This window comes from Achromobacter sp. UMC71 (assembly GCF_014170305.1).
Lineage (GTDB): Bacteria > Pseudomonadota > Gammaproteobacteria > Burkholderiales > Burkholderiaceae_B > Achromobacter.
In genome coordinates this window covers 87,076-111,517 of sequence record NZ_LZZT01000028.1, presented here as the reverse complement: position 1 = coordinate 111,517, position 24,442 = coordinate 87,076, and the positions used below count along the sequence as shown (strand labels likewise).

Sequence of the window (24,442 nt, the reverse complement as noted above, 5' to 3'; positions counted from 1 at the left end):
CCTCATCCGCAAAAAAGGCTGCCGTTCTGGCAGCCTTTTTCTTTGGGCGTGGCGGGATTACCCAGTCGCGCTTTTTAGGTGTCGGTCCCTAAGCCTAAGCAAACGCGACGACCACTCGCCGGTTGGTGCGGCTTTTCTTTTCGATCTTGGTCACCGTGATGGGGCCGATCTCACCGGTATTGGCCACGTGCGTGCCGCCGCAAGGCTGGCGGTCCACGCCCGGGATCTCGATGATGCGGATGCGTGCGGTGCCAGCCGGCGGCGCCGCGCCCACGGTGCGCACCAGGTCCGGCTGGGCGGCCAGTTCCTCGGGCATGATGGCGTTCACGGCCACGTCGGTGCGGGCGTTGATCAGCGCGTTCAGGCGCTCGGTCAGGTCGGCCTTGTCCAGCGTGGATTCGGGCAGATCGAAATCGATGCGCGCCGAATCGGGCGAGATGCTGCAGCCGGTGACGGGCGCGGGCACCAGCGACCCCAGCAAGTGCAGACAGGTGTGCAGGCGCATCAGCTTGTGGCGGCGCGCCCAGTCGATGGTGACGGTGACGCGATCGCCCACCTGGGGCACGGCGGCGCCTTCTGCCAGCACATGCAGGATACGGCTGCGGTCGTCGGCGTAGACCGTGTCGGCCAGCGTTACCCTCTGGCCGTCGGGCAGCGTCAGCGTGCCGCTGTCGCCCGCCTGTCCGCCGCTGCGGGCGTAGCAAACGGTCTGGTCCAGCTCGACGCCTTCGGCGTTGACGGCGGTGATCGTGGCCTCGCATTGCTGCAGGTAGGGCTCGTCGTCGAAGCGCTTGAGGGTGGGGGGGCATGGGGGGTCTCCGGTGTTGTGTGTCTTGTCGGGGCTGGCGGTCGGCTGCAAGCCCGCTTGATCGGGCCGTGGCGGCGTCAGGCCGTGGGTTCGGTCGTGTTCAGGTCAGGGTTCTCGTACCCTGGGCCGTGTCGATAGTGGCGGCAAGGCGCGGCGGACCGTCGGCCTGCTCGACCGTGATCAACTGATCCGCCCCCAGCCATGCCAGCCCTTGGTGCAGCAGCGCCGCGCGCGGATGGGTGCCGGTAAGCGAGAGCAGCGTGAGCGGCTGGCGCGGCAGGCTGACGCCGGGATAGGCCTCGACGTCCCATTGGATCAGGGTGGGCAGAAGACCGGCGCCGGCGGCTTGGCCGTCTTCGCGCCAGGCCGGCAGGCTGCCGTCGTCGGGTACCGTAAGCCGCCAGCGCAGGTCGCCGCGCGTCATGGGGATGGCGGGCGCGATGCGGTCGGGGTGCCGCGCCTGCCAGTCGGACAGGTCGTCAGGCGCTGCGACGCGCGCCGCCCAATGCGCCAGGAACGGGCCGTCGGCCAGGCGTGCGCGCAGGGCGGGCTGGTCCAGTCCGAACCAGCGCGGCCGTTGCGGCGCCGGCGCATCCGGGTCGATGGCGATGACTTCCAGGTACACGCCGCCCGCCATGCCCAGCACCCGATTGTGGGTGCCCATGCGCGGATGCGCGCCGCCGCCCGCGGGCGCAATGCCCAGCAGGTCGGCCACATGGCGGGTGCCGCTGTCCAGGTCGGCGGCGGCGACGACGAGATGATCAAGGACGAGTTTCATGGCGCCTATGGTATCGAATACAAGGGACACCGTACCCGTACACCTGGGCGGGGGCGGTCAGTACAGTGGCAGGGTCAGAGAGACGCTGGCGGCGTACTGCAGTTTTGTCCAGGTCTACTGTCTGGGTCTACCTTAAGCTGCCACGCTGATGCCGGTGGCGTCAGATTGACGTACTTTCCGGACACGAATTTCGACATGCTGGTCCAAGGAAACCAGTGCTCGCATGAGCCGCTCAAGCGAGATACTCCGCAGCTTGTAATGTCGAATCTGGGAGATCTTGGGTTGGGTCATGCCGGTCAGTGCTGCAACTTCGGCTTGTGTGAGGCCGCGCTTGTCGATCAGGTCGTTGAGTTTGATGGCCAGTTGCGCCCTGGCTGTCAGATCGGCGGCATCGTCCAGGCCGAGATCGTACAGAACGTTCAGCGTGCCAGTTTTGCCTGTCATGCTTGCCTCTTGTGCGGCCCATGGCGGGCCATTACCCGTTTCAACCGTTTCGGTGACGGATATATCCAAGGTATCGTCATCTAGGACTAGGCACTATTCGTGCTGACGGCGAACGCCTCCCTCATCGGCAGCGCCCATAAAAAAAACCCGCCGCAAAATGCGACGGGTTTTTTTATGGGCGGAAAGATCAGGCGGCTTCGCCTTCCTCGCCGTCTTTCTTGACCGGCTTGATCAGGTCTTCGCGCTTGACGCCCATCCACATGGCCAGCGCGGCGGCGACGAACACCGACGAGTAGATGCCGAACCAGATGCCGATGGTCAGGGCCATGGCGAAGTAGTGCAGGGTGGGGCCGCCGAAGAACAGCATGGCCAGCACCATCATCTGGGTCGAGCCGTGGGTGATGATGGTGCGCGAGATCGTCTGCGTGATGGCGCTGTTGATGACCTCGTGCACGTCCGCCTTGCGGTACTTGCGGAAGTTCTCGCGGATCCGGTCCATGATGACCACGGATTCGTTCACGGAGTAGCCCAGCACCGCCAGCACGCCCGCCAGCACCGACAGCGAGAATTCCCACTGGAAGAAGGCGAAGAAGCCCAGGATGATCACCACGTCGTGCAGGTTGGCGATCACGCCGGCCACGGCGAACTTCCATTCAAAGCGGAAGCCCAGGTAGACCATGATGCCGATGACCACGACCAGCAGCGCCATCAGGCCGTTGTGCAGCAGCTCCTGGCCCACCTGCGGGCCCACGAACTCGACGCGGCGCAATTCCACGCTCTGGTCCGCGGTCTTCAGAGCGGCCATGACGGTTTCGCTCTGGGTGGCGGACGTCTGGCCTTCCTGCAGGGGCAGGCGGATCATGACGTCGTGCGAGGTGCCGAAGTTCTGCACCTGGAAGTCGGTGTAGCCCAGCTTGGAGACCACGCCGCGCACGCTTTCCAGCTGCGCCGTCTGGGCGTAGTTGACTTCCATGACCGTGCCGCCGGTGAACTCGATCGACAGGTGGAAGCCGCGCGTGAGGATGAAAAAGACCGCCGCCACGAACGTGACGAGGCTGATGATGTTCAGCACCAGCGCGTGGCGCATGAACGGGATGGTGCGGTGGATCCGGAAAAATTCCATTTTTTGCCCTGGCTTGTCAGCGGCGGGCGGCCTGGCCGCCCGCACTCATGTTCAGTTGGTCTTCGGCTTCCAGACTTCGCCGATGGAAATCGACGTGAGCTTCTTCTTGCGGCCGTACCAGAGGTTGGCCAGCGCGCGCACGCCCACGACGGACGAGAACATCGAGGTCAGGATGCCCAGGCAATGCACCACCGCGAAGCCGCGGATGGGACCGGAACCGAATGCCAGCAGGGCCAGGCCGACAATCAGCGTGGTGAGGTTGGAGTCGAGAATGGTGCCCCACGCGCGTTCGAAACCGTGGTGGATCGCCTGCTGCGGCGACGCCCCGGCGCGCAGTTCTTCCCGTATCCGCTCGTTGATCAGCACGTTCGAGTCAATCGCCATCCCCAGTGTCAGCGCGATAGCCGCGATGCCCGGCAGCGTCAGCGTGGCCTGCAGCATCGACAGCAGCGCCAGCAGCAGCAGCACGTTCAGGGTCAGGCCGATGGTGGAGAACACGCCGAACAGGTGGTAGTAGAGGATGATGAAGACCGCGATGGCCAGGAAGCCGTACAGCGTCGAATGGAAGCCCTTCGAGATGTTGTCGGCGCCCAGGCTCGGGCCGATGGTGCGTTCTTCGATGATCGACATCGGCGCGGCCAGCGCGCCGGCGCGCAGCAGCAGGGCGGTATCGGCGGCTTCTTCGGAGCTCATGCTGCCCGAGATCTGCACCTGGCCGCCGGCGATTTCGCTGCGGATGACGGGGGCCGTCACGACCTCGCCCTTGCCGTTTTCGAACAGCAGGATGGCCATGCGCTTGCCGATGTTGTCGCGGGTGACGTCGCGGAAGATGCGGGCGCCCTTGGAGTCCAGCGTCAGGTGAACGGCGGCCTGCTGGGTCTGCGAATCGCGGCCGGGTTGGGCGTCCTGCAGGTTTTCACCGGTCAGGACCACCTGGCGGCGCACCAGGATCGGGCGGCCGTCGCGGTCGGAGTAGCGCTCCAGGCCGAACGGCACCGAGCCGCCCAGCAGCGCGGCTTGCGCCGCGGGGGAGTCGTCGACCATGCGGATTTCAAGCGTGGCGGTGCGGCCCAGCAGTTCCTTGGCCTTGGCCACGTCCTGCACGCCGGGCAGTTGCACCACGATGCGGTCCGAACCCTGTTGCTGGATGACCGGTTCGGCCACGCCCAGCTCGTTGATACGGTTGTGCAGCGTGTTGATGTTCTGCTTCAGGGCCGAGTCCTGCACGCGGGTGACCGCGGCTGGGTTCAGCGCGCCCATCAGCAGGAGCTTGCCGTTTTCTTCGCTTTCGGTGAATTCCAGGTCGGGCAGGCGCGTGCGCAGGGTCGAGATGGCGCGGTCGCGGTCTTGCGCGTTGGCGAAGGTGGCGGCTACGCCCATGCCCGAGCGTTCGACGCCGGCCACGTTGACCTTCTGGTCGCGCAGCACCGAGCGCACGTCGGCGGACAGGGAGTCGTAGCGGGCGGTCAGGGCGCCCTGCATGTCCACTTGCAGCAGGAAGTGCACGCCGCCGCGCAGGTCCAGGCCCAGGTACATGGGCTTGGGAGCGAACCAGCCCATGGCGCGCATCCAGGTGGGCGACGCGGGCAGCAGGTTCAGCGCCACGGTGTAGTGGGGATCGCCCTGGACGGTATTGAGGGATTTGTCGATCAGGTCGCGGGCCTGCAGTTGCAGGTCGGTCGACGTAAAGCGGGCGCGCACGGTGCCGAGCGTGCCGTTCTGTTCGTAGTAGACCCCTTCGTTGGGGATCTTGGCGTCGGCCAGCACCTGCTCGACCCGGTTCAGCATGGCCGTATCCACCTTGATGGTGGCCTTGGCGCTGGAAACCTGGACGGCGGGGGACTCGCCGTAGAAATTGGGAAGCGTATAGAGCAGGCCAATAAAGACCGCAATCAGGACCGTAATGTACTTCCAGAGGGGATAGCGGTTCATTGCCGGCTACTTCATGTAAGAGTGATGAAAGGACCGCCCGGGCGACGGGCGCGGCGGGCGGCGCAGCGGCGCCGCCCGTGCCCTGGGGCCCGGCGGCGCTCCTATGGGACGCTTACAGGGCCTTGATGGTTCCCTTGGGCAGAACGGTCGAGACCGACGACTTCTGCATGATGACTTCGACCGGCTTGTCGGCCAGTTCGGAGACTTCGACGGTGACGTAGCTGTCGTTCACCTTGGTGACCTTGCCGAGCATGCCGCCGGCGGTGACGACCTCGTCGCCCTTGGCCAGGGCGGCGATCAGATTGCGGTGTTCCTTCTGGCGCTTCATCTGGGGACGGATCATCAGGAAGTAGAGGATCACGAACATCAGGATGATGGGCAGCATGCCCATCAGCGCGTTGCCTTCGGGGGCAGCCTGGGCCACGACGAGGCTGGCGGTATCGATAGCGGACATGTAATTCTCCTGCGTATTAGTCTGTTTGGGTTTGTTTGTATCGAGCTGTCGTCGATCTTGTTCTGCGCCCATCCCCGCGCGAGCCATGGATAGGGCAAGCCGACTATTGTAGCGAGGTTTAAGGCCCCCACGCCGCGGGTACTTGGACCCCCACGCCGCGCGCACTTCGTGCGCTAGCTGCCCCCCGAGGGGGCTGCCCCGCCTTGGGGCGGCCCGGCGGCGGGGCGGCGATTCTAGCGCGGGTCCTGGCACTGCGCGCGCCCGCCTTTTACTCGGGCGTGGCGCCGTCTGGGATTCTATTCCACCCCGCGCGCCCGATCGGCGGCGAATTGGGCGCGCCAGGCGTCGAAGCGGCCTTCGGCGATGGCTTCCCGCATTTCCTGCATGATGGTCAGGTAGAAGTGCAGGTTGTGCAGGGTGTTCAGGCGCGCGCCGGTGATTTCGTTGGCGCGTTGCAGGTGGTGCAGGTAGGCGCGCGAGAAGTGCGCGCAGGTATGGCAGGCGCAGCTGGGATCCAGCGGGCGGGTGTCGTCGCGGTACTTGGCGTTGCGGATCTTGACGTCGCCAAAGCGGGTGAACAGCCAGCCGTTGCGCGCGTTGCGGGTCGGCATGACGCAGTCGAACATGTCGACGCCGCGGCTCACGCCCTCGACCAGGTCTTCCGGCGTGCCCACGCCCATCAGGTAGCGCGGCGCCTGCGTCGGCAGCTTGGGGGTGACGTGCGCCAGGATGCGCATCATGTCTTCCTTGGGCTCGCCCACCGACAGGCCGCCGATGGCGTAGCCATGAAAGCCGATGTCCTGCAGGCCGGCCAGGGACTCGTCGCGCAGGGCTTCGTACATGCCGCCCTGGACGATGCCGAACAGCGCGTTCGGGTTTTCCAGGCGGTCGAATTCCTCGCGCGAGCGGCGCGCCCAGCGCAACGACATGCGCATCGAGCGGGCGGCTTCCTCCGACGTGGCGGGCCGGCCGTCGATTTCATAGGGCGTGCACTCGTCGAACACCATGACGATGTCCGAATTCAGCGAACGCTGGATGCGCATGGATTCTTCGGGCGTCAGGAACAGGCGCGCGCCGTCGATGGGCGAGGCGAACTTGACGCCTTCCTCGGTGATCTTGCGCATGCCTTGCAGGCTGAACACCTGGAAGCCGCCCGAATCCGTCAGGATGGGCTTGTCCCACTGCATGAAGCCGTGCAGGCCGCCATGCTTTTCCATGATCTCGGTGCCGGGGCGCAGCCACAGGTGGAAGGTATTGCCCAGCACGATCTGCGAGCCGATTTCCTTGAGTTCGTGCGGCATCATGGCCTTGACGCTGCCATAGGTGCCCACGGGCATGAAGATGGGCGTTTCCACCACGCCGTGGTTCAGCGTGATGCGGCCGCGGCGGGCGCCGCCGTCGGTGGCGAGCAGTTCGAAATTCAGTCCGGTCATGGGGCGGGGGATTCGATGAACATGGCGTCGCCATAGCTGAAGAAGCGGTAGCGCTGGGCCACGGCGTGGGCGTAGGCGCGGCGGATTGGCTCGACGCCGGCCAGCGCCGACACCAGCATCAGCAAGGTCGACTGGGGAAGATGGAAGTTGGTGACCAGGGCGTCGATGACGCGGTATGGGTAGCCGGGCGTGATGAACAGGCGGGTATCGCCCTGGGCGGCGGCCAGCGGCAGGCCGGGGGCCGTGCGGCCTTCGGTTTGCGCGGCGGCCGATTCCAGGGCCCGCACGCTGGTCGTGCCCACCGCGATGACACGGCCGCCCTTGGCGCGGGCGGCGGCGATGGCGTCCACCGCCGCTTGCGGCACGGTGAACCATTCGGCGTGCATGATGTGGTCGGCCAGGTTGTCCACGCGCACGGGCTGGAAGGTGCCGGCGCCCACGTGCAGGGTGACGAAGGCGCGGTCCACGCCCAGGGCCGTCAGGCGGTCCAGGGTAGGCTGGTCGAAGTGCAGGCCGGCGGTGGGGGCGGCCACGGCGCCGGGCTCGCGGGCGTAGACGGTCTGGTAGCGGTCGTCGTCGCCCGCGTCGGCTTCGTGCGTGATATAGGGCGGCAGGGGCGTGGCGCCGTGCGCGTCCAGCAGGTCCAGCACCGGGCCGGGGAAGCGGATGTCGAACAGCTCGCCTTCGCGACCCAGCACGGTGGCGTCGAAGGCGTCGGCCAGCCGCAGCACCATGCCAGGGCCGGGCGATTTGCTGGCCCGCACGTGGGCCAGCGCGCGGTCGGTGTCGGTAATGCGTTCGACCAGCACTTCGATCTTGCCGCCGGTGGCCTTGTGGCCGGCCAGGCGCGCCTTGATCACGCGGGTGTCGTTGAAGACCAGCAGGTCGCCGGGGCGCAGCAGGCCTTCCAGGTCGGCAAAGCGCCGGTCATGCAGCTGGCTGGCGCCGTCCAGGTGCAGCAGGCGGCTGCCCGTGCGCTGGGCGGCAGGCGTCTGCGCAATGAGCTCGGCGGGCAGCTCGTAGTCGAAGTCGGAAACGGTAAGGGCTTGCACGGGATATCGGTATCAGGGGGCTGGCGTGGCGAGGGTCGCCGCGGGGCGCCGGGCCGCCGGCAATGGGGCGGCGAAAAAACGAGCCAGGCCCGGGGGCCGGCTCAGGGGCAACTCGGTATTGTAAAGGGGCCGGGAAAAAGGGCGGCTGGCCGGGCCGGGGCAAGGCCGATTCAGCGCCCGCCGCGCCAGCCCAGCCGGCGCGAGCAGTCGGCCGCCGCCGCGGCCAGCGCGCGCAGCGGCGCCCCGTCCGGCGACAGGTCAAAGCCGCCGTGCAGGCCCAGGCCGGTGATGGCCCCGGCCAGTTGGCCCTGGGCGTCCAGCACCGGTAGCGCCGCCGAGTCGATGCCGTGCAGCAGGTGGCCGCTGACGCTGGCATAGCCGCGTTCGCGGGTGGCGAGCCAGCGTCGCCGCAGGGCCCCGGCGGGGTCGACGGTGTCGGCGGCCGTCAGGGGCGGGCTGGCGGGATCGCCCAGCAGGCTCGCCGCGTCGGCGCCCTGGCGCTGCGCCGCATCCCATTCCGCCAGCGCGCGCGGCAGCACCGACGCCTCGGGCAGCCAGGCCGCGAAGACGCGGCCGGTGGCGCTGTTGAGCAGCGGCAGCACCGAGCCGACCCGCACGTTTACCGTGACGGGCAGCCGGGCGTCGCGCCATTGCACGATGGTGGGGCCATGCTGGCCCCAGACGGAAATGAAGACGGTCTGGCCGATGGCGGCGCTCAGGTCTTCCAGGCAGCCGGCCGCCAGTTTCACGAAATCCACCTCGGCCAGCGCTGCCAGCCCGGTGTGCAGGGCCTGGGGGCCGAGCCGGTAGCGGGCGCTGGCGGGATCCTGCTCGACATAGCCGCGCCGCTCCAGCGACACCAGGTAGCGGTGCGCCTTGGCCCGGGGCATGTCCAGGCTGCGGCCCAGTTCGGACACCGACACGGCGCCGCCCAGTTCGGCCAGCCGGGTCAGAACGTCCAGGGCGATTTCGGCCGACTGGATGCCGGTGCTGCTGTCTGTTGACATTGGTTCGTCTCTTATTAGAATACGTGTATCACTAAAAAATACATCAGCGCGCCGCCGCGGACAAATACGGAGACAAAACATGAAGCTGTCCATCTTCTCGGTGCAGGACCATTACCCCGACCAGCCCCGCAGCCTGGGCCAGCTTTACAGCCAGGTGCTGGAGCAGGCGCGCCAAGCCGAACGCCTGGGCTACGACACCTTCTGGGTGGCCGAACACCACTTTCATGAATACGGCGCGGTGCCCAATCCGGCGGTGTTCCTGGCAGCGCTGTCGCAGCAGACGACGCGGCTGCGGCTGGGCACCGCGATTTCGATCCTGACCTTCCACAACCCCCTGACGGTGGCGGAAAACTATGCCTTGGTGGACCAGCTTTCGCAAGGCAGGCTGTCGCTGGGCGTGGGGTCGGGCTACCTGAAGCACGAGTTCGAGGGCTACGGCGTCGATCCCGCGGTCAAGCGCGAGCGCTTTGACGAAAACCTGATGCTGGTCGAGCGCCTGCTGTCCGGCGAACGGGTCAGCCACGAAGGCAAGTTCAATATGATCCGCGAGGTCCGGATCAATGTGCAGCCGGTACAGCAGCCGGTGCCCGTATACGTGGCGATCCTGCGCCGCGAGGCGGCCTATCACGTGGGCCGGCAAGGGCGCCGCATGCTGTTCGTGCCCTACGCCGCGGTGGATAACTTCGAAGAGATCGGCCTGATGATGCAGGACTACCGCCGCGGCCTGGCCGAGGCGGGCATCGAGGACGCGACAGGCATGGCCGCGGTGGCGCTGCACACCCATGTGGCCGCCACCGACGAGCAGGCCCGCGAGCGCGCCGCCCGCGCCTTCGACCTGTACGTGGACACCCGGCTGTACGCGCGCAAGCAGGTCTACGACGACATCATCGCCAGCGGCCTGTCGCTGTTCGGTTCGCCCCGCACCGTGGCCGACAAGCTGGCGCGGCTGGCCGACATGGGCCTGGACCACGTGATGAGCCTGCACAATTTCGGCCTGATGCCGCAGGACCAGGTGCTCGATTCGATGCAGCGCCTGATGACCGAGGCCCTGCCGCTGTCGGGCGTACGGGCGCAGGACCGCCTGCCAGCCTGAGCGCGGGGCGCCCGCCCGCCAGATGTCCACCGCCGGAGCCGCCATGAGCGCCACTCTTGATCTCAGCCCCGCCCGTCTGCGGCGGGCCCTGGGGCGTTACGCCACCGGCGTCACCGTGGTGACCGCCGCGGGCGCCCATGGTCCGATCGGCCTGACCGTGAATTCCTTCGCCTCGGTCTCGCTGGAGCCGCCGCTGGTGCTTTGGAGCCTGCGCCGCGCCAGCATGCACTACGCCGATTTCACCTCGCGAGGCGGCTTCGCCGTCCATGTGCTGGGGGCGCCGCAGCGCGAGTTGGCCCGGGTGTTCTCGCAGCCGGTGGCCGATCGCTACGCCGGGCTGGCCTGGTATGCCGGGCAGGACGGCATTCCCGTGTTCGACGATTGCGCGGCCCGGTTCGAGTGCGCGACCCGCCAGGTGCTGGAAGTGGGCGACCACGCCGTGCTGATCGGCGAGGTGCTGCGCCTGCACTCGCCTGATGATGACGGCGGCGCCCTGGTTTTCCACAACGGGGCTTTTCTGCCGCACGGAGGCGTTCCCGTCGTATAACCCTTACACGCCGTAGCGGATCGGCATGACGCATAACGATATCCGCGCCCCAAAGGAGACTGCCCATGACCCCCCGTTGCACCTTGAAGGCCGCGTTGGCGGCTCTGCTGGTCGCGGCCGCCGCGCCCGCGCTGGCCCAAGTGAAGATCGGCGCCACCCTGTCCACTACCGGCCCCCAGGCCTCGCTGGGCATGCCCGAGCGCAACACCATCAGCCTGCTGCCCACGGAGATCGGCGGCGTGAAAGTGGAATACGTGGTGCTGGACGACGCGTCCGACACCACCCGGGCGGTCAGCAATTCCCACAAGCTGATTTCCGAGAACAAGGTCGATCTGATCGTCGGGTCGTCCACCACGCCCAACACCATGGCCATGCTGGACACCGTGGCCACCGGCGCCACGCCGGTCATCACGCTGGCCTCGTCGGCGCGCCTGATCGACCCGGTGGACGACAAGCGCCGCTGGGTGTTCAAGACGCCGCATTCCGATTCCCTGATGGCCGAGGGCATCGCCCGCCATGCGGCGGCCAACGGCGTCAAGAAGCTGGCCTTCATCGGCTTTAACAACGCTCTGGGCGAAACCTTCTGGGTGGAAGTGGAAAAGGCGGCCAAGCAGCACGGCATCGAGGTCGTGGGCAAGGAAAGCTTCGCGCCGACCGATACCTCGGCCGTGGCGCAGACGCTCAAGTTGGTGGGCGCCGCGCCGGACGCGGTGGTGGTAGGCGCGTCGGGCACGCCGGCGGCGATGCCGGCCCGGGCGCTGCGCGAGCGCGGCTACCAGGGCAAGATCTATTTCAACCACGGCGTGGCCAACAATGATTTCCTGCGGGTATGCGGCCCGGCCTGCGACGGCGCCTGGGTGCCGGTCGGGCCGGTGATGGTGGCGGACCTGTTGCCCGACACCAACCCGGTCAAGGCCACGGCGCAGGCCTTTGCCAAGAAGTACGAGGCCGCCAATGGCCCGGGCAGCGTGTCCCTATTCGCCGCCTACACCTGGGATGTAGGCCTGCTGCTGCAACAGGCCGTGCCCGTGGCGCTGAAGGCGGCCAAGCCCGGTACGCCCGAGTTCCGGGCGGCGCTGCGCGACGCGTTGGAAAACGTGAAAAACCTGCCCACCGCCACGGGCGTGGTCAACATGAGCGCCACCGACCACAACGGCCTGGACGAGCGCGCGCTGGTCATGGCGACCGTGGCCGGCGGCAAGTGGAAATTGCAGCAGTAGCCGCCTGCGATAGCAGACGCCCGGGGCCCCACGCAGATGCGCGCGTGGGGCTTGGGCACGCCCTTTCGAGGGCGACGGCGCCGGGCCGCCGCCCGTAACCGCCCCAGGTTTTGTATGCTCTCGGTTTTGCAGGACAGGCAACCAGGTGGACAGGGCATGACAGGATCAGGGAAAAAGCGGTGGAGCGGGCCGGCGCGTTGGCTGGCCGGCGGGTTGCTGGCCCTGGCTGCCGGCGCCGCCTGCGCGCAGGTTCCGGGCCTGCCGCCCAGCGTGGTGAACGCCTGGAAGGCAACCAAACTGCCTGACAGCGCCCTGTCTCTGGTGGTGCAGGAGGTCGGCGGGCCGCGCCTGGCGACGCTGAACGCCAAGCAAGCCCGCAACCCGGCATCGGTGATGAAACTGGTCACCACCTGGGCGGCGCTGTCCGAGCTGGGGCCCAACTACGTCTGGCGCACCGATTTCATGACCGAACCGGGCGCCCGCCCGGATGCCCGCGGCGTGCTGCCCGGCCCGCTCTACCTGCGGGCAGGGGGCGACCCGCAGTTCCTGCTGCAGGACTTGTGGGCGCTGCTGCGCGAATTGCGCCTGCGCGGGGTCAAGCAGATCAATGACCTGGTGATCGACCGCAGCATCTTCGGCCAGGTCGCGACCGACCCCGGCGCCTTCGACGGCGCGCCCGACCGCGCCTACAACGCCAGCCCCGATGCCCTGATGGTGGGCTTTGGCGCCGTGCGCATCCTGTTTTCCCCCGATCCGGCCGCCAACAAGTGGGTGCCGTTGATCGATCCGCCGCTGCCTGGCCTGAAGATCGAAGGCCGCGTGGACTGGAGCGACATCCGCTGCCCGGGCGCGCCGGTGGTCCAGACCGATCCCGTCATTACCCAGCAGGGCGTGACCTTGCGCGTCAGCGGCAAGGTGGCCGGGTCCTGCGGCGAGTTCAGCCTGTATCGTCTGGCGCTGTCGCAGAACGACTACGCCACCGAAGTCTTCCGCATGCTCTGGAAAGAGCTGGGCGGCACGTTCAAGGGCCAGGTCCGCACGGGCGTGGTGCCGGGCGACGCCGTGGTGCTGGCCTCGCACGATTCGCCGACGCTGGCCGAAGTGATCCGCCAGATCAACAAGCGCAGCAACAATGTCATGGCGCGCACGCTGCTGTTGACCCTGGGCGCCGAACGCGGGCGCCGGCCCGCCACCGTGGCCAGCAGCGAGACCGTGGCCAAGGGCCTCTTGGCCAAGCAGGGCCTGGACATGCCGGAATTGGTCATCGACAACGGCGCCGGCCTGTCGCGCGAGGCGCGGGTGTCGGCCGACAGCCTGGCCTCGATGCTGACCGTGGCGTGGAATTCACCGGTCATGCCGGAGTACATTTCATCCTTCGCGATCGCCGGCGTCGACGGCACGGTGCGCCGCCGTCTGAAGGGCGACGGCACCGCCGGCATGGCCCACCTGAAAACCGGGTCGCTGCGCGATGTGCGGTCGATCGCTGGCTATGTGCTGGGCGCCAGCGGCAAGCGCTATGTCGTGGTCAGCATCGTCAACCACGAGCAGGCAGGCGCGGTGCGGGCGTTCGACGACGCCCTGATCGCCTGGCTGGCCGAACAATAGAGCGGATGATGGGCGCGGCAGCGCGCCCATCATCCGCTTTTCCCCTAAACCGATTACGATTCTCAGGCGCGGGCCGCGTTGCGGCGGCGCCTGAGGCGAAACACCCTGTCTATCAATAATTCTGGAGATTTACGCACATGCCCGTGCACGAAATCCGCCATCCGCTGATCCGCCACAAGCTCGGGATCATGCGTCGCGCCGACCTCAGCACCAAGAGCTTCCGTGAACTGTCGCAGGAAGTGGGCGCGCTGCTCACTTACGAAGCGTCCAAGGACCTGCCGCTGGCCCCCGCTACCGTCGAAGGCTGGTGCGGGTCGGTTCAGGTCGAGAAGATCGCCGGCAAGAAAGTCACCGTGGTGCCGATCCTGCGCGCCGGCATCGGCATGCTGGACGGCGTACTCAGCCTGATCCCCGGCGCCAAGGTCAGCGTGGTGGGCGTGGCCCGCAACGAAGAAACCCTGGAAGCGCACACCTACCTGGAACGCCTGGTGGGCGAACTGGACCAGCGCCTGGCCCTGATCGTCGACCCGATGCTGGCCACCGGCGGCTCGATGGTCGCCGCGATCGACCTGCTCAAGCGCGCCGGCTGCAAGGAAATCCGCGCGCTGGTGCTGGTGGCCGCGCCGGTCGGCATCGACGCCGTATTGACCAAGCACCCGGACGTGCACATCTACACCGCGTCCATCGACGACGGCCTGAACGAGCATGGCTACATCATGCCGGGCCTGGGCGACGCGGGAGACCGCATCTTCGGGACGACCCAAAAGACGGAATAAGTCCCTTCCCGGCTGGCCGGCCGCGGGGCGGCAACAGGCCCTAGGGCCTGCGCGAGGCGCCTTCTGGTGTGAACCGGCCTAGGCTGCCAAGCGCTGCGGCGCACCTTCCAGATGTTCGCCGAACCAATGCAATTGCCGCGCCAGTCCGGCGACCTCGCCCACGATCAAGAGGGCGGGCGAGCGGATGGCGTGCGCCCGCGCCAATCGAGGCAGGTCCTGCAATGTGCCCGACAGCACCCGCTGCTCGGGCCGGCTGCCGTTTTCGATCAGCGCGAACGGCGTCGTCGGCGCGCGGCCGTGGCGGATCAGGCGCTGCGTCAATTGCTCCAGCTGCCCGACACCCATGTAGAACGCCAGCGTCTGGCGTTCGCGGGCCAGCGCAGGCCAGTCCAGGTTGTCTTCGTCTTCGCGGCAGTGCGCGGTCACCAGGCGCACCGATTGGGCATGCTCTCGGTGCGTCAGCGGGATGCCCGCGTAGGCGGCACACGCCAGCGCGGCGGTGATGCCGGGCACGACCTCATAGCGCACGCCGTGGGCGCGCAGATGTTCCAGTTCTTCGCCGCCGCGGCCGAAAATGAAGGCGTCCCCGCCTTTCAGGCGCACCACGCGGCGGCCGGCGCGGGCATGTTCGACCAGCAGCGCGTGGATGCGCGCCTGGGTGGCATGGTGGTCTTCGCCGGGCAGCTTGCCCACCGGCACGCGCTCGGCATCGCGGCGCGCCAGCGACATGATGCCGTCGCTGACCAGGCGGTCGTAGAGAATCACGTCGGCTTCGTTCAGCGCGCGCAGCGCCTTCAGCGTCAACAGGCCGGGGTCGCCGGGGCCGGCGCCCACCAGCACCACGCTGCCTTCGGCCGGCGCCAGCGGCTGGGCCAGGGCCGCGCTCAAGGCGGCCTCGGCCGCCTCGGGCTGTTGCTGACGCAGCAAGCCGGCCACGGGGCCATCCAGCAGCCAGTCGTAGAAGCGGCGGCGCGCGCCCAGGTCGGGGTGGCCGGCGCGGATGCGCTTGCGGTAGCGTTCGGCCAGCCCGGCCAGTTGGCCCAGGGTATGGTCGAACAGGGATTCGATGCGTTCGCGCAGGCGGCGCGCCAGCACCGGCGCCACGCCCGAGGAGGAGATGGCAACGATGACCGGCGAGCGGTCGACGATGGACGGCACCTGGAACGAGGACAGCTCGGGGTCGTCCACCACATTGCTGAAGATACGGCGGGCCTGCGCGGCATCCGATACGGCGGCGTTGACGCCGCGGTCGTCGGTGGCGGCCACTGCCAGCCAGACGCCGTCCAGCCAGGCGGCGTCGAAGGCGCCCGCCAGGTGGCGGATGCGGCCCTGGTCCCGCAGCGCGGCCAAGGCCGGCGTCAGGTCGGGCGCGCCCACCGCCACGTCGGCGTGGGCTTGCAGCAGGGCCAGCGTCTTGCGCTCGGCTACGGCGCCACCGCCCACGACCAGCACGGGCCGGTCTTTCAGATCGGCAAAAATCGGGAAAAGCTTCATCACGCAGCCTCGGGCGCACCCGGCAGAAGGTCAATCGATCATAGGGACGGGGTTTCATCCCCACAACTTCTGATTTCTTGAATCCATATAGCCATAACTTATTTGGCGGACGCGTCCAGCGCGTCTGCCTGGCAGGAGTCATGCAAATTCCATGCCCAGGGGCGCGGCCGTGAGGGGGAATGGGCGGCGTGGGGCCGCGGCGACAAAACCGCACATTGATGGTGCGCCGCCGCATGGATTCGCGCACCAACTTGGATCGTCCGCGCCGGCGCCGGGCATCGCCGCTTGCCTGCAGTTGATCCTTGCCATCGCCCGCAAAGCCAGCATTGGCGCGGGGCGGCAAGGGGCCGGCCAGCCTGGCGGCAGGCCTGGCACAGCGCTTGCTTAATGGGTAATGGGGCAGCCGCGAACGGCGCGCCCACGCCAAGCGCCGCGATTTGCGGCAGGGAACAACGACGTTCCGCAGCGCCGACGGGTTGTTCCCGCGAGGCGCGCGGGACGTTTTTTTTTGCCAGGAGCCCCGTATGAAGTCAGTGAAGACGCCTGTGAAACCCCGCCTGTCCGAGGCCGGCCCGGACTCCACCGCCGACGCCGGCCGCCGCAGATGGCTGGCGGGCACCGCGCGCGCGGTCGCCGGCGCCAGCCTCCTGTCGCTGGTCGATCCGCTGGTGCGCGCCGGGGCCTGGGCCGCGGGCAGCGATGCGCCCGAGAAGCCCGAGGTGAAGATCGGCTTCATTCCCCTGACCGACTGCGCCTCGGTCGTCATGGCCTCGGTGCTGGGCATCGACAAGAAGTATGGCGTGACCATCACGCCTTCCAAAGAGGCATCCTGGGCGGCGGTGCGCGACAAGCTGTTGAACGGCGAACTCGACATGGCCCATGTCCTGTACGGCCTGGTCTACGGCGTGCACATGGGCGTGGGCGGGGCCAAGAAGGACATGGCGGTGCTGATGAACCTGAACCAGAACGGCCAGGCCATCACGCTGTCGAACAAGCTGCTGCAGACCGGCGCCCGCGACGGCGAATCGCTGGCCAAGCTGATGGCGTCGGACAAGCGCGAATACACCTTCGCCCAGACCTTTCCCACCGGCACGCACGCCATGTGGCTGTATTACTGGCTGGCCGCGTATGGCATCGACCCGATGAAGGACGCCAAGGTCATCACTGTGCCGCCGCCTCAAATGGTGGCCAACATGCGCGTGGGCAATATGGACGGCTATTGCGTGGGCGAGCCTTGGGGGGCGCGCGCCATCCTGGACAAGATCGGCTTTACCGCCGTCACCACCCAGGCCATCTGGACCGACCACCCGGAAAAGGTGCTGGGCACCAGCGCCGATTTCGTGGCGCGCAACCCCAACACCGCGCGCGCCGTGACGGCCGCGATCCTGGAGGCGAGCAAGTGGATCGACGCCTCGCCCGCCAATCGCCAGAAGACCGCCGAGACCATCGCCGCCAAGTCCTACGTCAACACGGACGCCAGTGCCATCGTTGGCCGCATGCTGGGCCAATATGAAGATGGCCTGGGCAAGCAATGGAACGACGAACATGCGATGCGCTTCTCGGGCGACGGCGCCGCCAACTTTCCTTACCTGAGCGACGGCATGTGGTTCCTGACGCAGCACAAGCGCTGGGGCCTGCTCAAGGACCATCCCGACTATCTGGCCACGGCGCGCCAGGTCAATCGCATCGACATCTACAAGCAGGCCGCGCAGGCCGCCGGCATCGCGCTGCCCGCCAGCGAGATGCGCAGTGCCAAGCTGATCGACGGCGTGGTCTGGGACGGCAGCAACCCCTCGGCCTACGCCGATGGCTTCAAGGTCAAGGTCTGAGCGCGGGTTCGCGAGAAGGAGCAGGGACGATGTCTAGTGTGACGAGTGTGGAAAGAGGCGCCTTGGCCGAGGGCGTGTCAACCGAGGCCGCAGCGGGGCAGGCGGCGGTGGCGACCGGCGCCCCGAGCCGCGCCGCACAGTGGGCCGACGCCGGCCGCGAGCGCCTGGAAGCCGCGCTGCGCGCCGTGGTCGGCCCGGTGGCCGGCTTCGCGCTGTTCGTGCTGGTGTGGCAGGTGGTGGCCATGCGCATCCCCGAAATCCCCACGCCGGGCGTCACCTGGCAGGCGGCGGTCACGCTGTTCTCCGATCCGTTCTACGACAACGGCCCCAACGACAAGGGCATCGGCTGGAATCTGCTGGCCTCGCTGCAGCGGGTCGGCATCGGCTTCGGCCTGGCCGCGCTGGTGGGCATCCCCGTGGGTTTTGCCATCGGCCGCTACGCGCCGGTGCGCGCCATGTTCTCGCCCATCGTGAGCCTGCTGCGGCCGGTGTCGCCGCTGGCGTGGCTGCCCCTGGGCCTGCTGTTGTTCAAGGCCGCCAATCCCGCCGCCATCTGGGCCATCTTCATCTGTTCGATCTGGCCGATGATCATCAACACCGCCGTTGGCGTGTCGCGGGTGCCACAGGACTACCTGAACGTGGCGCGCGTCCTGAACCTGTCGGAATGGAAGGTCACCACCAAGGTGCTGCTGCCCGCCGTGCTGCCCTACATGCTGACCGGCGTGCGGTTATCGATCGGCACCGCGTGGCTGGTGATCGTCGCGGCCGAGATGCTGACAGGCGGCACCGGCATCGGCTTCTGGCTGTGGGACGAATGGAACAACCTGAAGGTCGAACACATTGTCATCGCCATTTTCGTGATCGGCATCGTCGGCCTGATCCTGGAAACGCTGCTGGTCGCGCTGGCCCGCCGCTTCACCTACACCGAGGAATAGCGCCATGAAGAAATTCGTACGCATCGAGCGCGTGGGCCAGACCTTCAGCACCCGCAAGGGCGCGTTCGTCGCCTTGCGCGATATCGACCTGACCGTGGATCAGGGTGAATTCATCACCCTGATCGGCCACTCGGGCTGCGGCAAATCCACTTTACTGAACCTGATCGCGGGCCTGACGCGGCCCACCAGCGGCGTGCTGCTGTGCGCCGAGCGCGAGATCACCGGGCCTGGTCCGGACCGCGCGGTGGTGTTCCAGAACCATTCGCTGCTGCCCTGGCTGACCTGCTTCCAGAACGTGCACCTGGCGGTGGAACGGGTCTTCGGCGCCACCGAGAAACGCGCCCAGCTGGCCGACCGCACCCGCGCGGCGCTGGACCTGGTGGGACTGCTGCCCGCGCAGAACAAGCTGCCGCGCGAAATTTCGGGGGGCATGAAGCAGCGCGTGGGCATTGCCCGCGCCCTGGCGATCGAGCCGGGCGTGCTGCTGATGGACGAGCCCTTCGGCGCGCTGGACGCGCTGACCCGCGCGCACCTGCAGGACGAGTTGCTCAAGATCGTGGCCAAGACGCGCACCACCACCATCATGGTCACGCACGACGTCGACGAAGCCGTGCTGCTGTCGGACCGCATCGTGATGCTGACCAACGGCCCGGCCGCGACCATCGGCGAGATCCTGCCCGTGCCGTTGCCGCGTCCGCGCGACCGGGTGCGGCTGGCCAACGATCCGGTGTACCTGTCGTGCCGCGCCGGCGTGGTCGACTTTCTGCACCGGCGCCATGGCAATCCGGAGCGCGCGCCGGCTCCCGTCCTGGCCAGCGTCCCGCTACCGGACGCGGAGCCTGGCGCGCAGGCCGAGGCCCGCGAGTCCCGCACCGTCGCCTGACCCGGACGCGGGCGCAGGGCCGGTCGGCGTCATGCCGCTGACACGTTCGGTCATGCGCCGGTTTTGGCAACCGGTGTAGTATCAAGCCAGCCGTGCGCGCAGCGCGCGCGGCGTTTTCTGGATTACTGGAGTGGCTTGTGGCGTTGCGAAAAATGGCATCCCTGGTTTTTGTGGCTGGCGCGCTGGGCGCGGCCGGCGCGGCGCAGGCGGGCGTGTGCGACGCGAAGTTCATGCATGACGGCGGCGCGGTGCAACTGACCGGCTCCGGCAACATCGCGCTGGGCGCCGACCTGGCCTTCACCGAGGTTACAAAAAGCAATGGCGACAACTGCCGCGCGCGCGTGCAAGGCGTGGCCCGCTTCAGCTACGCGGGCCTGCCGCCGGGCAAGTCCAACCTCGATTACCTGATGACCGTCAAGGGCGGCCAGGCCACCTTCCTGAAGTACGCCACGGCCGGCGAAGCGCCCAAGCCTTCCGAAGGCCAGTTCGATCTGCGCATGCTGGGCCTGTTTGCCTACGACGGCAAGCTGAACCCTGGCCAGAAGCTGCCGGGTTCGTCCTTCCGCCTGAAAATCGGCAAGGAAGCCCCGGTGGGCGGCCAGCCCAGCACCACGGTGCGCATCGGTGAAAAAACCGTCGGCCGCGCCACCGCCATCAACACGGCGCTGGGCCAGCAGACTTGCCACCCCGTCTCCTACACGCGCAATTCCGATCCCACCATGGCCACCTTCCAAGGCCTGACCATTCCTATCCCGGGCATGAACACCACGGTCACCGATTGGTATTGCCCGGCGGTGAATCTGGTCATGAAGCAGGACATCGACCAGGGCGGCGTGAAGTCCGCCGTTGAGATTACGCAAATCAAGTAGCACACGGTAGCAAGCCGGCCAGGCCCGTCGCGGGGTGGCTGGTATGATGGTTTCGTCATAGACACACAACAGGAGCTCAAAACATGGCCACGAGAAAATCCGAAGAAGTCGCAAAAGAAAAACTCATCGACAGTGTCAAGACCAGCCTGAACGACGCTGAAAGCCTGCTGCGCGAAGCCGCCGGCAGCACGGGCGAAAAAGCCACCGAACTGCGTGAACGCGCCATGACCTCGCTCAAGCGCACCCGCGAAGCCCTTTACGAAGCGCAGGATGCGGTGCTCGAACGCGGCCGCAAAGCCGCCCGCGCCACCGACGACTACGTGCACGACAATCCCTGGCAAGCCATCGGCATCGCAGGCGTGACCGGCCTGCTGCTCGGCTTGCTGATCAGCCGCCGCTGATAAGGCAGGGCGTCCGGGCGGGCGGCGCAGGCGTTTTGCCCGCGTTTCCCGCCCGGCGTCCTTTCTGCCATGGGTCTACGAAAATCTGTCTTTGGCGTGGCGTCCAGCCTGGTCGGGCTGATGCGCACGCGCCTGGAACTGCTGGCGCTTGAAGCGGCCGGCGAAAAAACGCGCCTGCTCAAACTGTTGGGCATGGCCTTTGCCGCCTTGCTGTTCCTGACGCTGGCGGTGCTGGTGTTCACGATCACCGTGGCGGTGGCATTCTGGCCCACCGAAGACCGCTATCTGGCGCTGGGCCTGCTGGCGGCGTTCTACCTGGTGGTCGGCGTCGTGCTGCTGCTGGTGGTGCGCCACGGGCTGCTCTATGGTCCGACGCCGTTCGCGGCCACGCTGGAAGAACTGGGCCGCGATGCGGAACTGCTCGAACGCGTGCGCGATGCGCAAGACGACGATGACCGGGCGCGACGACGCGAGGAGGGCTGAACCATGACGAAAAGATCTCCCGACGTCGACCGCGCCGTGCGCATCGAACTGCTGCGCGCACGCGCCGCGATCGAACGCGAATCCCTTGCCCAGGGCATCGTGTCGGCCGGGCGCAAGCTCGAGCCGGCGGCCCTGTTCAAGAGCATGCTGCCGGGCCTGTCTTCGGGCGGCGCATCGCGCTGGGCCATGCAGGCCATCGGCCTGGCGCGGCGGTATCCGCTGATCAGCTCGTCGGTGTCCGCCCTGTTCATGCGCGGCGGCAAGAAGTCCAAGCTGCTCAAGCTGGCCGGCGGCGCGCTGGTGGGCTGGCAATTGTTCAAGCTCTGGCAGGACTCACGCCAGGACGACGACAACCGCTGAACCCGTTGCGTCCGCACCCTCGAACCCCGCCCTGACCGGCGGGGTTTCTTTTTGGACGATGGGATCTTTCCGTCCCCGAATTTGAAATAAAATGCGTCCAATTCTCAAATAGGTCAGGACATGTCCCGCGCTCCTCGTATACAGCCCCCCGTTCGTCCCTGGCGCCGGCCGCCCCCGCCGGCCTGCGTCGCGGACGGCGGCGGCAGCGGGAGGACCCTGGCCAGCCGCCTGGGGCTGTGCCGTGAGGCGTTGGACGTGATGTGGAAACTGTTGCCGCTGTGGCTGGTGCTGCCGGCCGGTGGCGTCTGGCTGCATCTGTACGACGCCGGCTGGGAAAGCCTGTTCCTGGAGGCGGTGGTGTCCTGGAGCGGGTTGGGTGTGCTGCTGGCCGCCGGGCTGCTCGGCTGCCTGGTGACCACGTTGCTGATCGTCTCGCCGGCGCTGACGTTTTTCAGCGGCATGCGCGCGGATATGGTGGCTCGCGCGGCCCGCGGGGCGCGCTTCACTATCTCGACCCGGCTAGCGTGGTTGACCACGGGGTGCTGGCTGGCGGCATTGGCGGGGGTGCGCTACCTGGCCGATACCGCCGAGCGCTGGGTCCCCGGGGCTGGCGTGGCGGCCTGCATGGCGGCGGGCAGTGCACTTGCCCTGGCGGTGTTGGCGCTGGCCGCGGTGTGGACGCGCAAGCGCTTGACGCGGGAGTGGCGCGATGACGCCACGGGTTTCTGGCGGGTGCTTGGCGCGACGCTGGGTCTGGCGGGAGCGATGATGGTGATGAGCCTCGCGCCGTTCCTGATCCTGGTGGCGCTGCTGGAGCCGTTGGCGGGCGAGATGGGGTCAGGATTTGCCTTGTTGATCGTGCTGGGCCTGACGTTCGGGTTGAGTTTCCTGCCGGTGCTGGCGCTGTTGTCCGCGCCGGCCAATGCCGGCAAGAGCGGCAAGATGACGGCGTGGACCGTGGTGGTGTTCGTGGTGGTGGCGCTGCTGGCGGGCAACTATGGCAGCCTGGTGCAATGGGTCCTCAAGCCGATGGGCGTGTATCGCACGGCGCCGCAGCACTACCTGATGGTCAAGCCGGAAGCGGCCGCGGCGGTCAGCGCGGCAGGCCTGGCGCTGATGCCGGTGCGGGGCGGGCAGGCGGTGCGCGCCTATCAGCGTTTTGCGCTGGGCGGCGTGCTGCTGGTGTGTCAGCGCGCCAGCCCGTTGCCGGGGCAGGCGCGCGGCGCCGGCTGCGCCGCATTGCGGCGCGACGATGTGATTCCGTATCAGCCGGCGGCGCCGGCGGCCACGCCGGGCAGTGACCGGCCCAAGGCGAAACGGCCGCGCCGCATGGACACCTTGTTGCCGGGCTGAGGCCCGCCAGCTCGGCGCCTACAGGCCCAGTTGGCCCCAGATGTCGTCCACGCGCTTCTTGACGTCGGCATCCATGGCGATGGGGGTGCCCCATTCGCGCTGGGTTTCGCCGGGCCACTTGTTGGTGGCATCCAGGCCCATCTTGCCGCCCAGGCCGGACACGGGCGAAGCGAAATCCAGGTAGTCGATGGGCGTGTTCTCGACCAGCAGCGTGTCGCGCACCGGATCCATGCGGGTGGTCATGGCCCACACCACTTCTTTCCAGTCGCGCGGGTTGATGTCTTCGTCCACCACCACGATGAACTTGGTGTACATGAACTGGCGCAGGATGCTCCACAGGCCGAACATCACGCGCTTGGCGTGTCCGGCATACTGCTTGCGGATCGACACCACGGCCAGGCGGTAGCTGCAGCCTTCGGGCGGCAGGTAGAAGTCCACGATCTCGGGCAACTGGCGGCGCAGCAGCGGCACGAAGACTTCATTGAGCGCCACGCCCAGCACGGCAGGCTCGTCGGGCGGCTTGCCGGTGTAGGTCGAGTGGTAGATCGGGTTGCGGCGCATGGTGATGCGCTCGACCGTGAACACCGGGAACCAGTCTTGTTCGTTGTAGTAGCCGGTGTGGTCGCCGTAGGGGCCTTCCAGCGCCATTTCGTAGCCGGTGTCGGGCGGCGGGTTGACGCCGTCGGGCACGGTGGGGGCGATGGCCCTGGGGTCGGACGAGGGCAGCAGGTGGCCTTCCAGCACGATTTCGGCCCAGGCCGGCACCGACAGGTTGCTGCCCAGCGCCTGCGCGACTTCCGTGCGCGAGCCGCGCAGCAGCCCGGCGAACTGGTATTCGGACAGGCTGTCCGGTACCGGGGTGACCGCGCCCAGGGTGGTGGCCGGGTCGGCGCCCAGCGCCACGGCGATGGGGAAGGGCGTGCCCGGGTGTGCCAGCGCGTGGTCGCGGAAATCGAGCGCGCCGCCGCGGTGCGACAGCCAGCGCATGATCAGCTTGTTGGGCCCTAGCAATTGCTGGCGGTAGATGCCCAGGTTCTGGCGCTTGGCATTCGGGCCGCGCGTGATCACCAGGCCCCAGGTCAGCAGCGGCGCCACGTCGCCGGGCCAGCAGGTCTGGATGGGCAGGCGCGTCAGGTCCACGTCCTTGCCTTCCCAGACGATTTCCTGGCAGGCGGGGCTCTTGACGTTCTTGGGGCTCATGTCCCACAAAGCCGATTTCAGCATCGAGACCTTGGCCAGGGCGTCGCGCAAGCCCTTGGGGGCTTCGGGTTCGCGCAGGGACGCCAGCAGTTCGCCGATATCGCGCAAGGCGCTGACGTTGTCGGCGCCCATGCCGCGGGCCACGCGCGAGGGCGTGCCGAACAGGTTGGCCAGCACCGGCATCTCGGCCGGCTTGCCGTCGTGCATGGCGTTTTCGAACAGCAGGGCGGGGCCCTCGGCGCGCAGCACGCGGTCGGAAATTTCGGTCATTTCCAGGTGCGTGGAGACGGGCGCGGCGATGCGTTTGAGCTCGCCCATGCGTTCGAGTTGAGCGAGGAAGTCTCTAAGGTCGCGGTATTTCAC

General features: G+C 67.7%; 24 protein-coding genes. 13 read left to right on the top strand and 11 right to left on the bottom strand.

The genetic code is table 11. The features are described from left to right. Positions 1 to 94: 94 nt before the first annotated feature. The 9 genes from A9974_RS13200 to A9974_RS13160 form a co-directional block, all read right to left on the bottom strand. Positions 95 to 859: an alanyl-tRNA editing protein gene (locus A9974_RS13200; RefSeq protein ID WP_183004542.1), complete on the bottom strand. Its 765-nt coding sequence runs from the start codon at positions 857 to 859 to the stop codon at positions 95 to 97. A 49-nt stretch (positions 860 to 908) separates the two neighbouring features. Further along, positions 909 to 1,586 carry a VOC family protein gene (locus A9974_RS13195; protein WP_183004540.1) on the bottom strand — a complete coding sequence of 226 codons (678 nt, stop codon included), beginning with the start codon at positions 1,584 to 1,586 and terminating at the stop codon, positions 909 to 911. Between the two features lie 132 nt (positions 1,587 to 1,718). Beyond that, on the bottom strand, positions 1,719 to 2,030 hold the full coding sequence (locus tag A9974_RS13190; RefSeq protein ID WP_183004603.1) for a helix-turn-helix domain-containing protein: 312 nt from the start codon (positions 2,028 to 2,030) through the stop codon (positions 1,719 to 1,721). A 187-nt stretch (positions 2,031 to 2,217) separates the two neighbouring features. Then, on the bottom strand, positions 2,218 to 3,153 hold the full coding sequence (secF, locus tag A9974_RS13185; protein WP_183004538.1) for a protein translocase subunit SecF: 936 nt from the start codon (positions 3,151 to 3,153) through the stop codon (positions 2,218 to 2,220). A gap of 51 nt (positions 3,154 to 3,204) precedes the next feature. Next, on the bottom strand, positions 3,205 to 5,085 hold the full coding sequence (gene secD, locus A9974_RS13180; protein ID WP_183004537.1) for a protein translocase subunit SecD: 1,881 nt from the start codon (positions 5,083 to 5,085) through the stop codon (positions 3,205 to 3,207). Positions 5,086 to 5,197: 112 nt separating this feature from the next. Next, complete coding sequence (yajC, locus tag A9974_RS13175) at positions 5,198 to 5,539, bottom strand: preprotein translocase subunit YajC (protein ID WP_183004536.1); 342 nt, start codon at positions 5,537 to 5,539, stop codon at positions 5,198 to 5,200. 296 nt (positions 5,540 to 5,835) lie between these two features. Then, positions 5,836 to 6,972 (bottom strand): tRNA guanosine(34) transglycosylase Tgt, encoded by a 1,137-nt coding sequence (gene tgt / locus A9974_RS13170; protein WP_183004535.1) that lies wholly within the window; start codon positions 6,970 to 6,972, stop codon positions 5,836 to 5,838. Beyond that, positions 6,969 to 8,024: a tRNA preQ1(34) S-adenosylmethionine ribosyltransferase-isomerase QueA gene (queA, locus tag A9974_RS13165; protein ID WP_183004534.1), complete on the bottom strand. Its 1,056-nt coding sequence runs from the start codon at positions 8,022 to 8,024 to the stop codon at positions 6,969 to 6,971. Before queA ends, tgt begins: the two co-directional genes overlap by 4 nt. A 170-nt stretch (positions 8,025 to 8,194) precedes the next feature. After that, on the bottom strand, positions 8,195 to 9,031 hold the full coding sequence (locus A9974_RS13160) for an IclR family transcriptional regulator (protein ID WP_183004533.1): 837 nt from the start codon (positions 9,029 to 9,031) through the stop codon (positions 8,195 to 8,197). Between the two features lie 79 nt (positions 9,032 to 9,110). Between A9974_RS13160 and A9974_RS13155 the strand changes: the two genes are divergently transcribed. The 5 genes from A9974_RS13155 to upp all read left to right on the top strand — a co-directional run bounded on the left by A9974_RS13155 (position 9,111) and on the right by upp (position 14,272). Continuing rightward, on the top strand, positions 9,111 to 10,124 hold the full coding sequence (locus A9974_RS13155; RefSeq protein WP_183004532.1) for an LLM class flavin-dependent oxidoreductase: 1,014 nt from the start codon (positions 9,111 to 9,113) through the stop codon (positions 10,122 to 10,124). 43 nt (positions 10,125 to 10,167) lie between these two features. Further along, complete coding sequence (locus A9974_RS13150) at positions 10,168 to 10,671, top strand: flavin reductase family protein (protein ID WP_183004531.1); 504 nt, start codon at positions 10,168 to 10,170, stop codon at positions 10,669 to 10,671. Between the two features lie 65 nt (positions 10,672 to 10,736). Next, entirely contained in the window at positions 10,737 to 11,891 is a 1,155-nt protein-coding gene (locus A9974_RS13145; RefSeq protein WP_183004530.1) for an ABC transporter substrate-binding protein, read from the top strand. 156 nt (positions 11,892 to 12,047) lie between these two features. Continuing rightward, positions 12,048 to 13,496 (top strand): D-alanyl-D-alanine carboxypeptidase/D-alanyl-D-alanine-endopeptidase, encoded by a 1,449-nt coding sequence (gene dacB, locus A9974_RS13140; RefSeq protein WP_183004529.1) that lies wholly within the window; start codon positions 12,048 to 12,050, stop codon positions 13,494 to 13,496. A 137-nt stretch (positions 13,497 to 13,633) separates the two neighbouring features. Next, positions 13,634 to 14,272, top strand: a complete 639-nt coding sequence (gene upp / locus A9974_RS13135) for a uracil phosphoribosyltransferase (protein WP_183004528.1) — start codon at positions 13,634 to 13,636, stop codon at positions 14,270 to 14,272. A 78-nt stretch (positions 14,273 to 14,350) separates the two neighbouring features. On the opposite strand, the gene cysG is transcribed toward upp, so the two are convergent. After that, positions 14,351 to 15,766, bottom strand: a complete 1,416-nt coding sequence (gene cysG, locus A9974_RS13130; protein ID WP_183004601.1) for a siroheme synthase CysG — start codon at positions 15,764 to 15,766, stop codon at positions 14,351 to 14,353. A 524-nt stretch (positions 15,767 to 16,290) separates the two neighbouring features. Here cysG and A9974_RS13125 point away from each other — a divergent pair. The 8 genes from A9974_RS13125 to A9974_RS13090 all read left to right on the top strand — a co-directional run bounded on the left by A9974_RS13125 (position 16,291) and on the right by A9974_RS13090 (position 22,879). Further along, positions 16,291 to 17,595 (top strand): CmpA/NrtA family ABC transporter substrate-binding protein, encoded by a 1,305-nt coding sequence (locus A9974_RS13125; RefSeq protein WP_183004527.1) that lies wholly within the window; start codon positions 16,291 to 16,293, stop codon positions 17,593 to 17,595. A 29-nt stretch (positions 17,596 to 17,624) separates the two neighbouring features. Beyond that, positions 17,625 to 18,530 (top strand): nitrate ABC transporter permease, encoded by a 906-nt coding sequence (gene ntrB / locus A9974_RS13120; protein ID WP_233175141.1) that lies wholly within the window; start codon positions 17,625 to 17,627, stop codon positions 18,528 to 18,530. 4 nt (positions 18,531 to 18,534) lie between these two features. Next, positions 18,535 to 19,413: an ABC transporter ATP-binding protein gene (locus A9974_RS13115; RefSeq protein WP_183004526.1), complete on the top strand. Its 879-nt coding sequence runs from the start codon at positions 18,535 to 18,537 to the stop codon at positions 19,411 to 19,413. A 152-nt stretch (positions 19,414 to 19,565) separates the two neighbouring features. Then, positions 19,566 to 20,282 carry a hypothetical protein gene (locus A9974_RS13110; protein WP_183004525.1) on the top strand — a complete coding sequence of 239 codons (717 nt, stop codon included), beginning with the start codon at positions 19,566 to 19,568 and terminating at the stop codon, positions 20,280 to 20,282. An 83-nt stretch (positions 20,283 to 20,365) separates the two neighbouring features. Beyond that, positions 20,366 to 20,683, top strand: coding sequence for a YqjD family protein (locus tag A9974_RS13105; RefSeq protein ID WP_183004524.1), 318 nt, complete (start codon positions 20,366 to 20,368; stop codon positions 20,681 to 20,683). A 69-nt stretch (positions 20,684 to 20,752) separates the two neighbouring features. Further along, positions 20,753 to 21,166, top strand: coding sequence for a phage holin family protein (locus tag A9974_RS13100; protein WP_183004523.1), 414 nt, complete (start codon positions 20,753 to 20,755; stop codon positions 21,164 to 21,166). Positions 21,167 to 21,169: 3 nt separating this feature from the next. After that, the gene (locus tag A9974_RS13095; RefSeq protein ID WP_183004522.1) at positions 21,170 to 21,526 is read left to right on the top strand and encodes a hypothetical protein; all 357 of its coding nucleotides are present in this window, start codon (positions 21,170 to 21,172) and stop codon (positions 21,524 to 21,526) included. Positions 21,527 to 21,781: 255 nt separating this feature from the next. After that, entirely contained in the window at positions 21,782 to 22,879 is a 1,098-nt protein-coding gene (locus tag A9974_RS13090; protein ID WP_183004521.1) for a hypothetical protein, read from the top strand. 18 nt (positions 22,880 to 22,897) lie between these two features. Here A9974_RS13090 and ubiD read toward each other — a convergent pair whose 3' ends face one another. After that, positions 22,898 to 24,442, bottom strand: coding sequence for a 4-hydroxy-3-polyprenylbenzoate decarboxylase (gene ubiD / locus A9974_RS13085; RefSeq protein WP_183004520.1), 1,545 nt, complete (start codon positions 24,440 to 24,442; stop codon positions 22,898 to 22,900).

What these genes read in the sequence shown, in the direction of transcription:
- A9974_RS13125 (WP_183004527.1), top strand. Translation starts at nt 16,291, where the DNA reads ATGAAGTCAGTGAAGACGCCTGTGAAACCCCGCCTGTCCGAGGCCGGC.
- A9974_RS13150 (WP_183004531.1), top strand. Translation starts at nt 10,168, where the DNA reads ATGAGCGCCACTCTTGATCTCAGCCCCGCCCGTCTGCGGCGGGCCCTG.
- cysG (WP_183004601.1), bottom strand. Translation starts at nt 15,766, where the DNA reads ATGAAGCTTTTCCCGATTTTTGCCGATCTGAAAGACCGGCCCGTGCTG.
- secD (WP_183004537.1), bottom strand. Translation starts at nt 5,085, where the DNA reads ATGAACCGCTATCCCCTCTGGAAGTACATTACGGTCCTGATTGCGGTC.
- A9974_RS13160 (WP_183004533.1), bottom strand. Translation starts at nt 9,031, where the DNA reads ATGTCAACAGACAGCAGCACCGGCATCCAGTCGGCCGAAATCGCCCTG.
- ntrB (WP_233175141.1), top strand. Translation starts at nt 17,625, where the DNA reads ATGTCTAGTGTGACGAGTGTGGAAAGAGGCGCCTTGGCCGAGGGCGTG.
- A9974_RS13190 (WP_183004603.1), bottom strand. Translation starts at nt 2,030, where the DNA reads ATGACAGGCAAAACTGGCACGCTGAACGTTCTGTACGATCTCGGCCTG.
- A9974_RS13100 (WP_183004523.1), top strand. Translation starts at nt 20,753, where the DNA reads ATGGGTCTACGAAAATCTGTCTTTGGCGTGGCGTCCAGCCTGGTCGGG.
- A9974_RS13110 (WP_183004525.1), top strand. Translation starts at nt 19,566, where the DNA reads ATGGCATCCCTGGTTTTTGTGGCTGGCGCGCTGGGCGCGGCCGGCGCG.
- upp (WP_183004528.1), top strand. Translation starts at nt 13,634, where the DNA reads ATGCCCGTGCACGAAATCCGCCATCCGCTGATCCGCCACAAGCTCGGG.
- A9974_RS13195 (WP_183004540.1), bottom strand. Translation starts at nt 1,586, where the DNA reads ATGAAACTCGTCCTTGATCATCTCGTCGTCGCCGCCGCCGACCTGGAC.
- secF (WP_183004538.1), bottom strand. Translation starts at nt 3,153, where the DNA reads ATGGAATTTTTCCGGATCCACCGCACCATCCCGTTCATGCGCCACGCG.
- A9974_RS13105 (WP_183004524.1), top strand. Translation starts at nt 20,366, where the DNA reads ATGGCCACGAGAAAATCCGAAGAAGTCGCAAAAGAAAAACTCATCGAC.
- A9974_RS13155 (WP_183004532.1), top strand. Translation starts at nt 9,111, where the DNA reads ATGAAGCTGTCCATCTTCTCGGTGCAGGACCATTACCCCGACCAGCCC.
- yajC (WP_183004536.1), bottom strand. Translation starts at nt 5,539, where the DNA reads ATGTCCGCTATCGATACCGCCAGCCTCGTCGTGGCCCAGGCTGCCCCC.
- A9974_RS13115 (WP_183004526.1), top strand. Translation starts at nt 18,535, where the DNA reads ATGAAGAAATTCGTACGCATCGAGCGCGTGGGCCAGACCTTCAGCACC.
- A9974_RS13095 (WP_183004522.1), top strand. Translation starts at nt 21,170, where the DNA reads ATGACGAAAAGATCTCCCGACGTCGACCGCGCCGTGCGCATCGAACTG.
- A9974_RS13145 (WP_183004530.1), top strand. Translation starts at nt 10,737, where the DNA reads ATGACCCCCCGTTGCACCTTGAAGGCCGCGTTGGCGGCTCTGCTGGTC.
- tgt (WP_183004535.1), bottom strand. Translation starts at nt 6,972, where the DNA reads ATGACCGGACTGAATTTCGAACTGCTCGCCACCGACGGCGGCGCCCGC.
- dacB (WP_183004529.1), top strand. Translation starts at nt 12,048, where the DNA reads ATGACAGGATCAGGGAAAAAGCGGTGGAGCGGGCCGGCGCGTTGGCTG.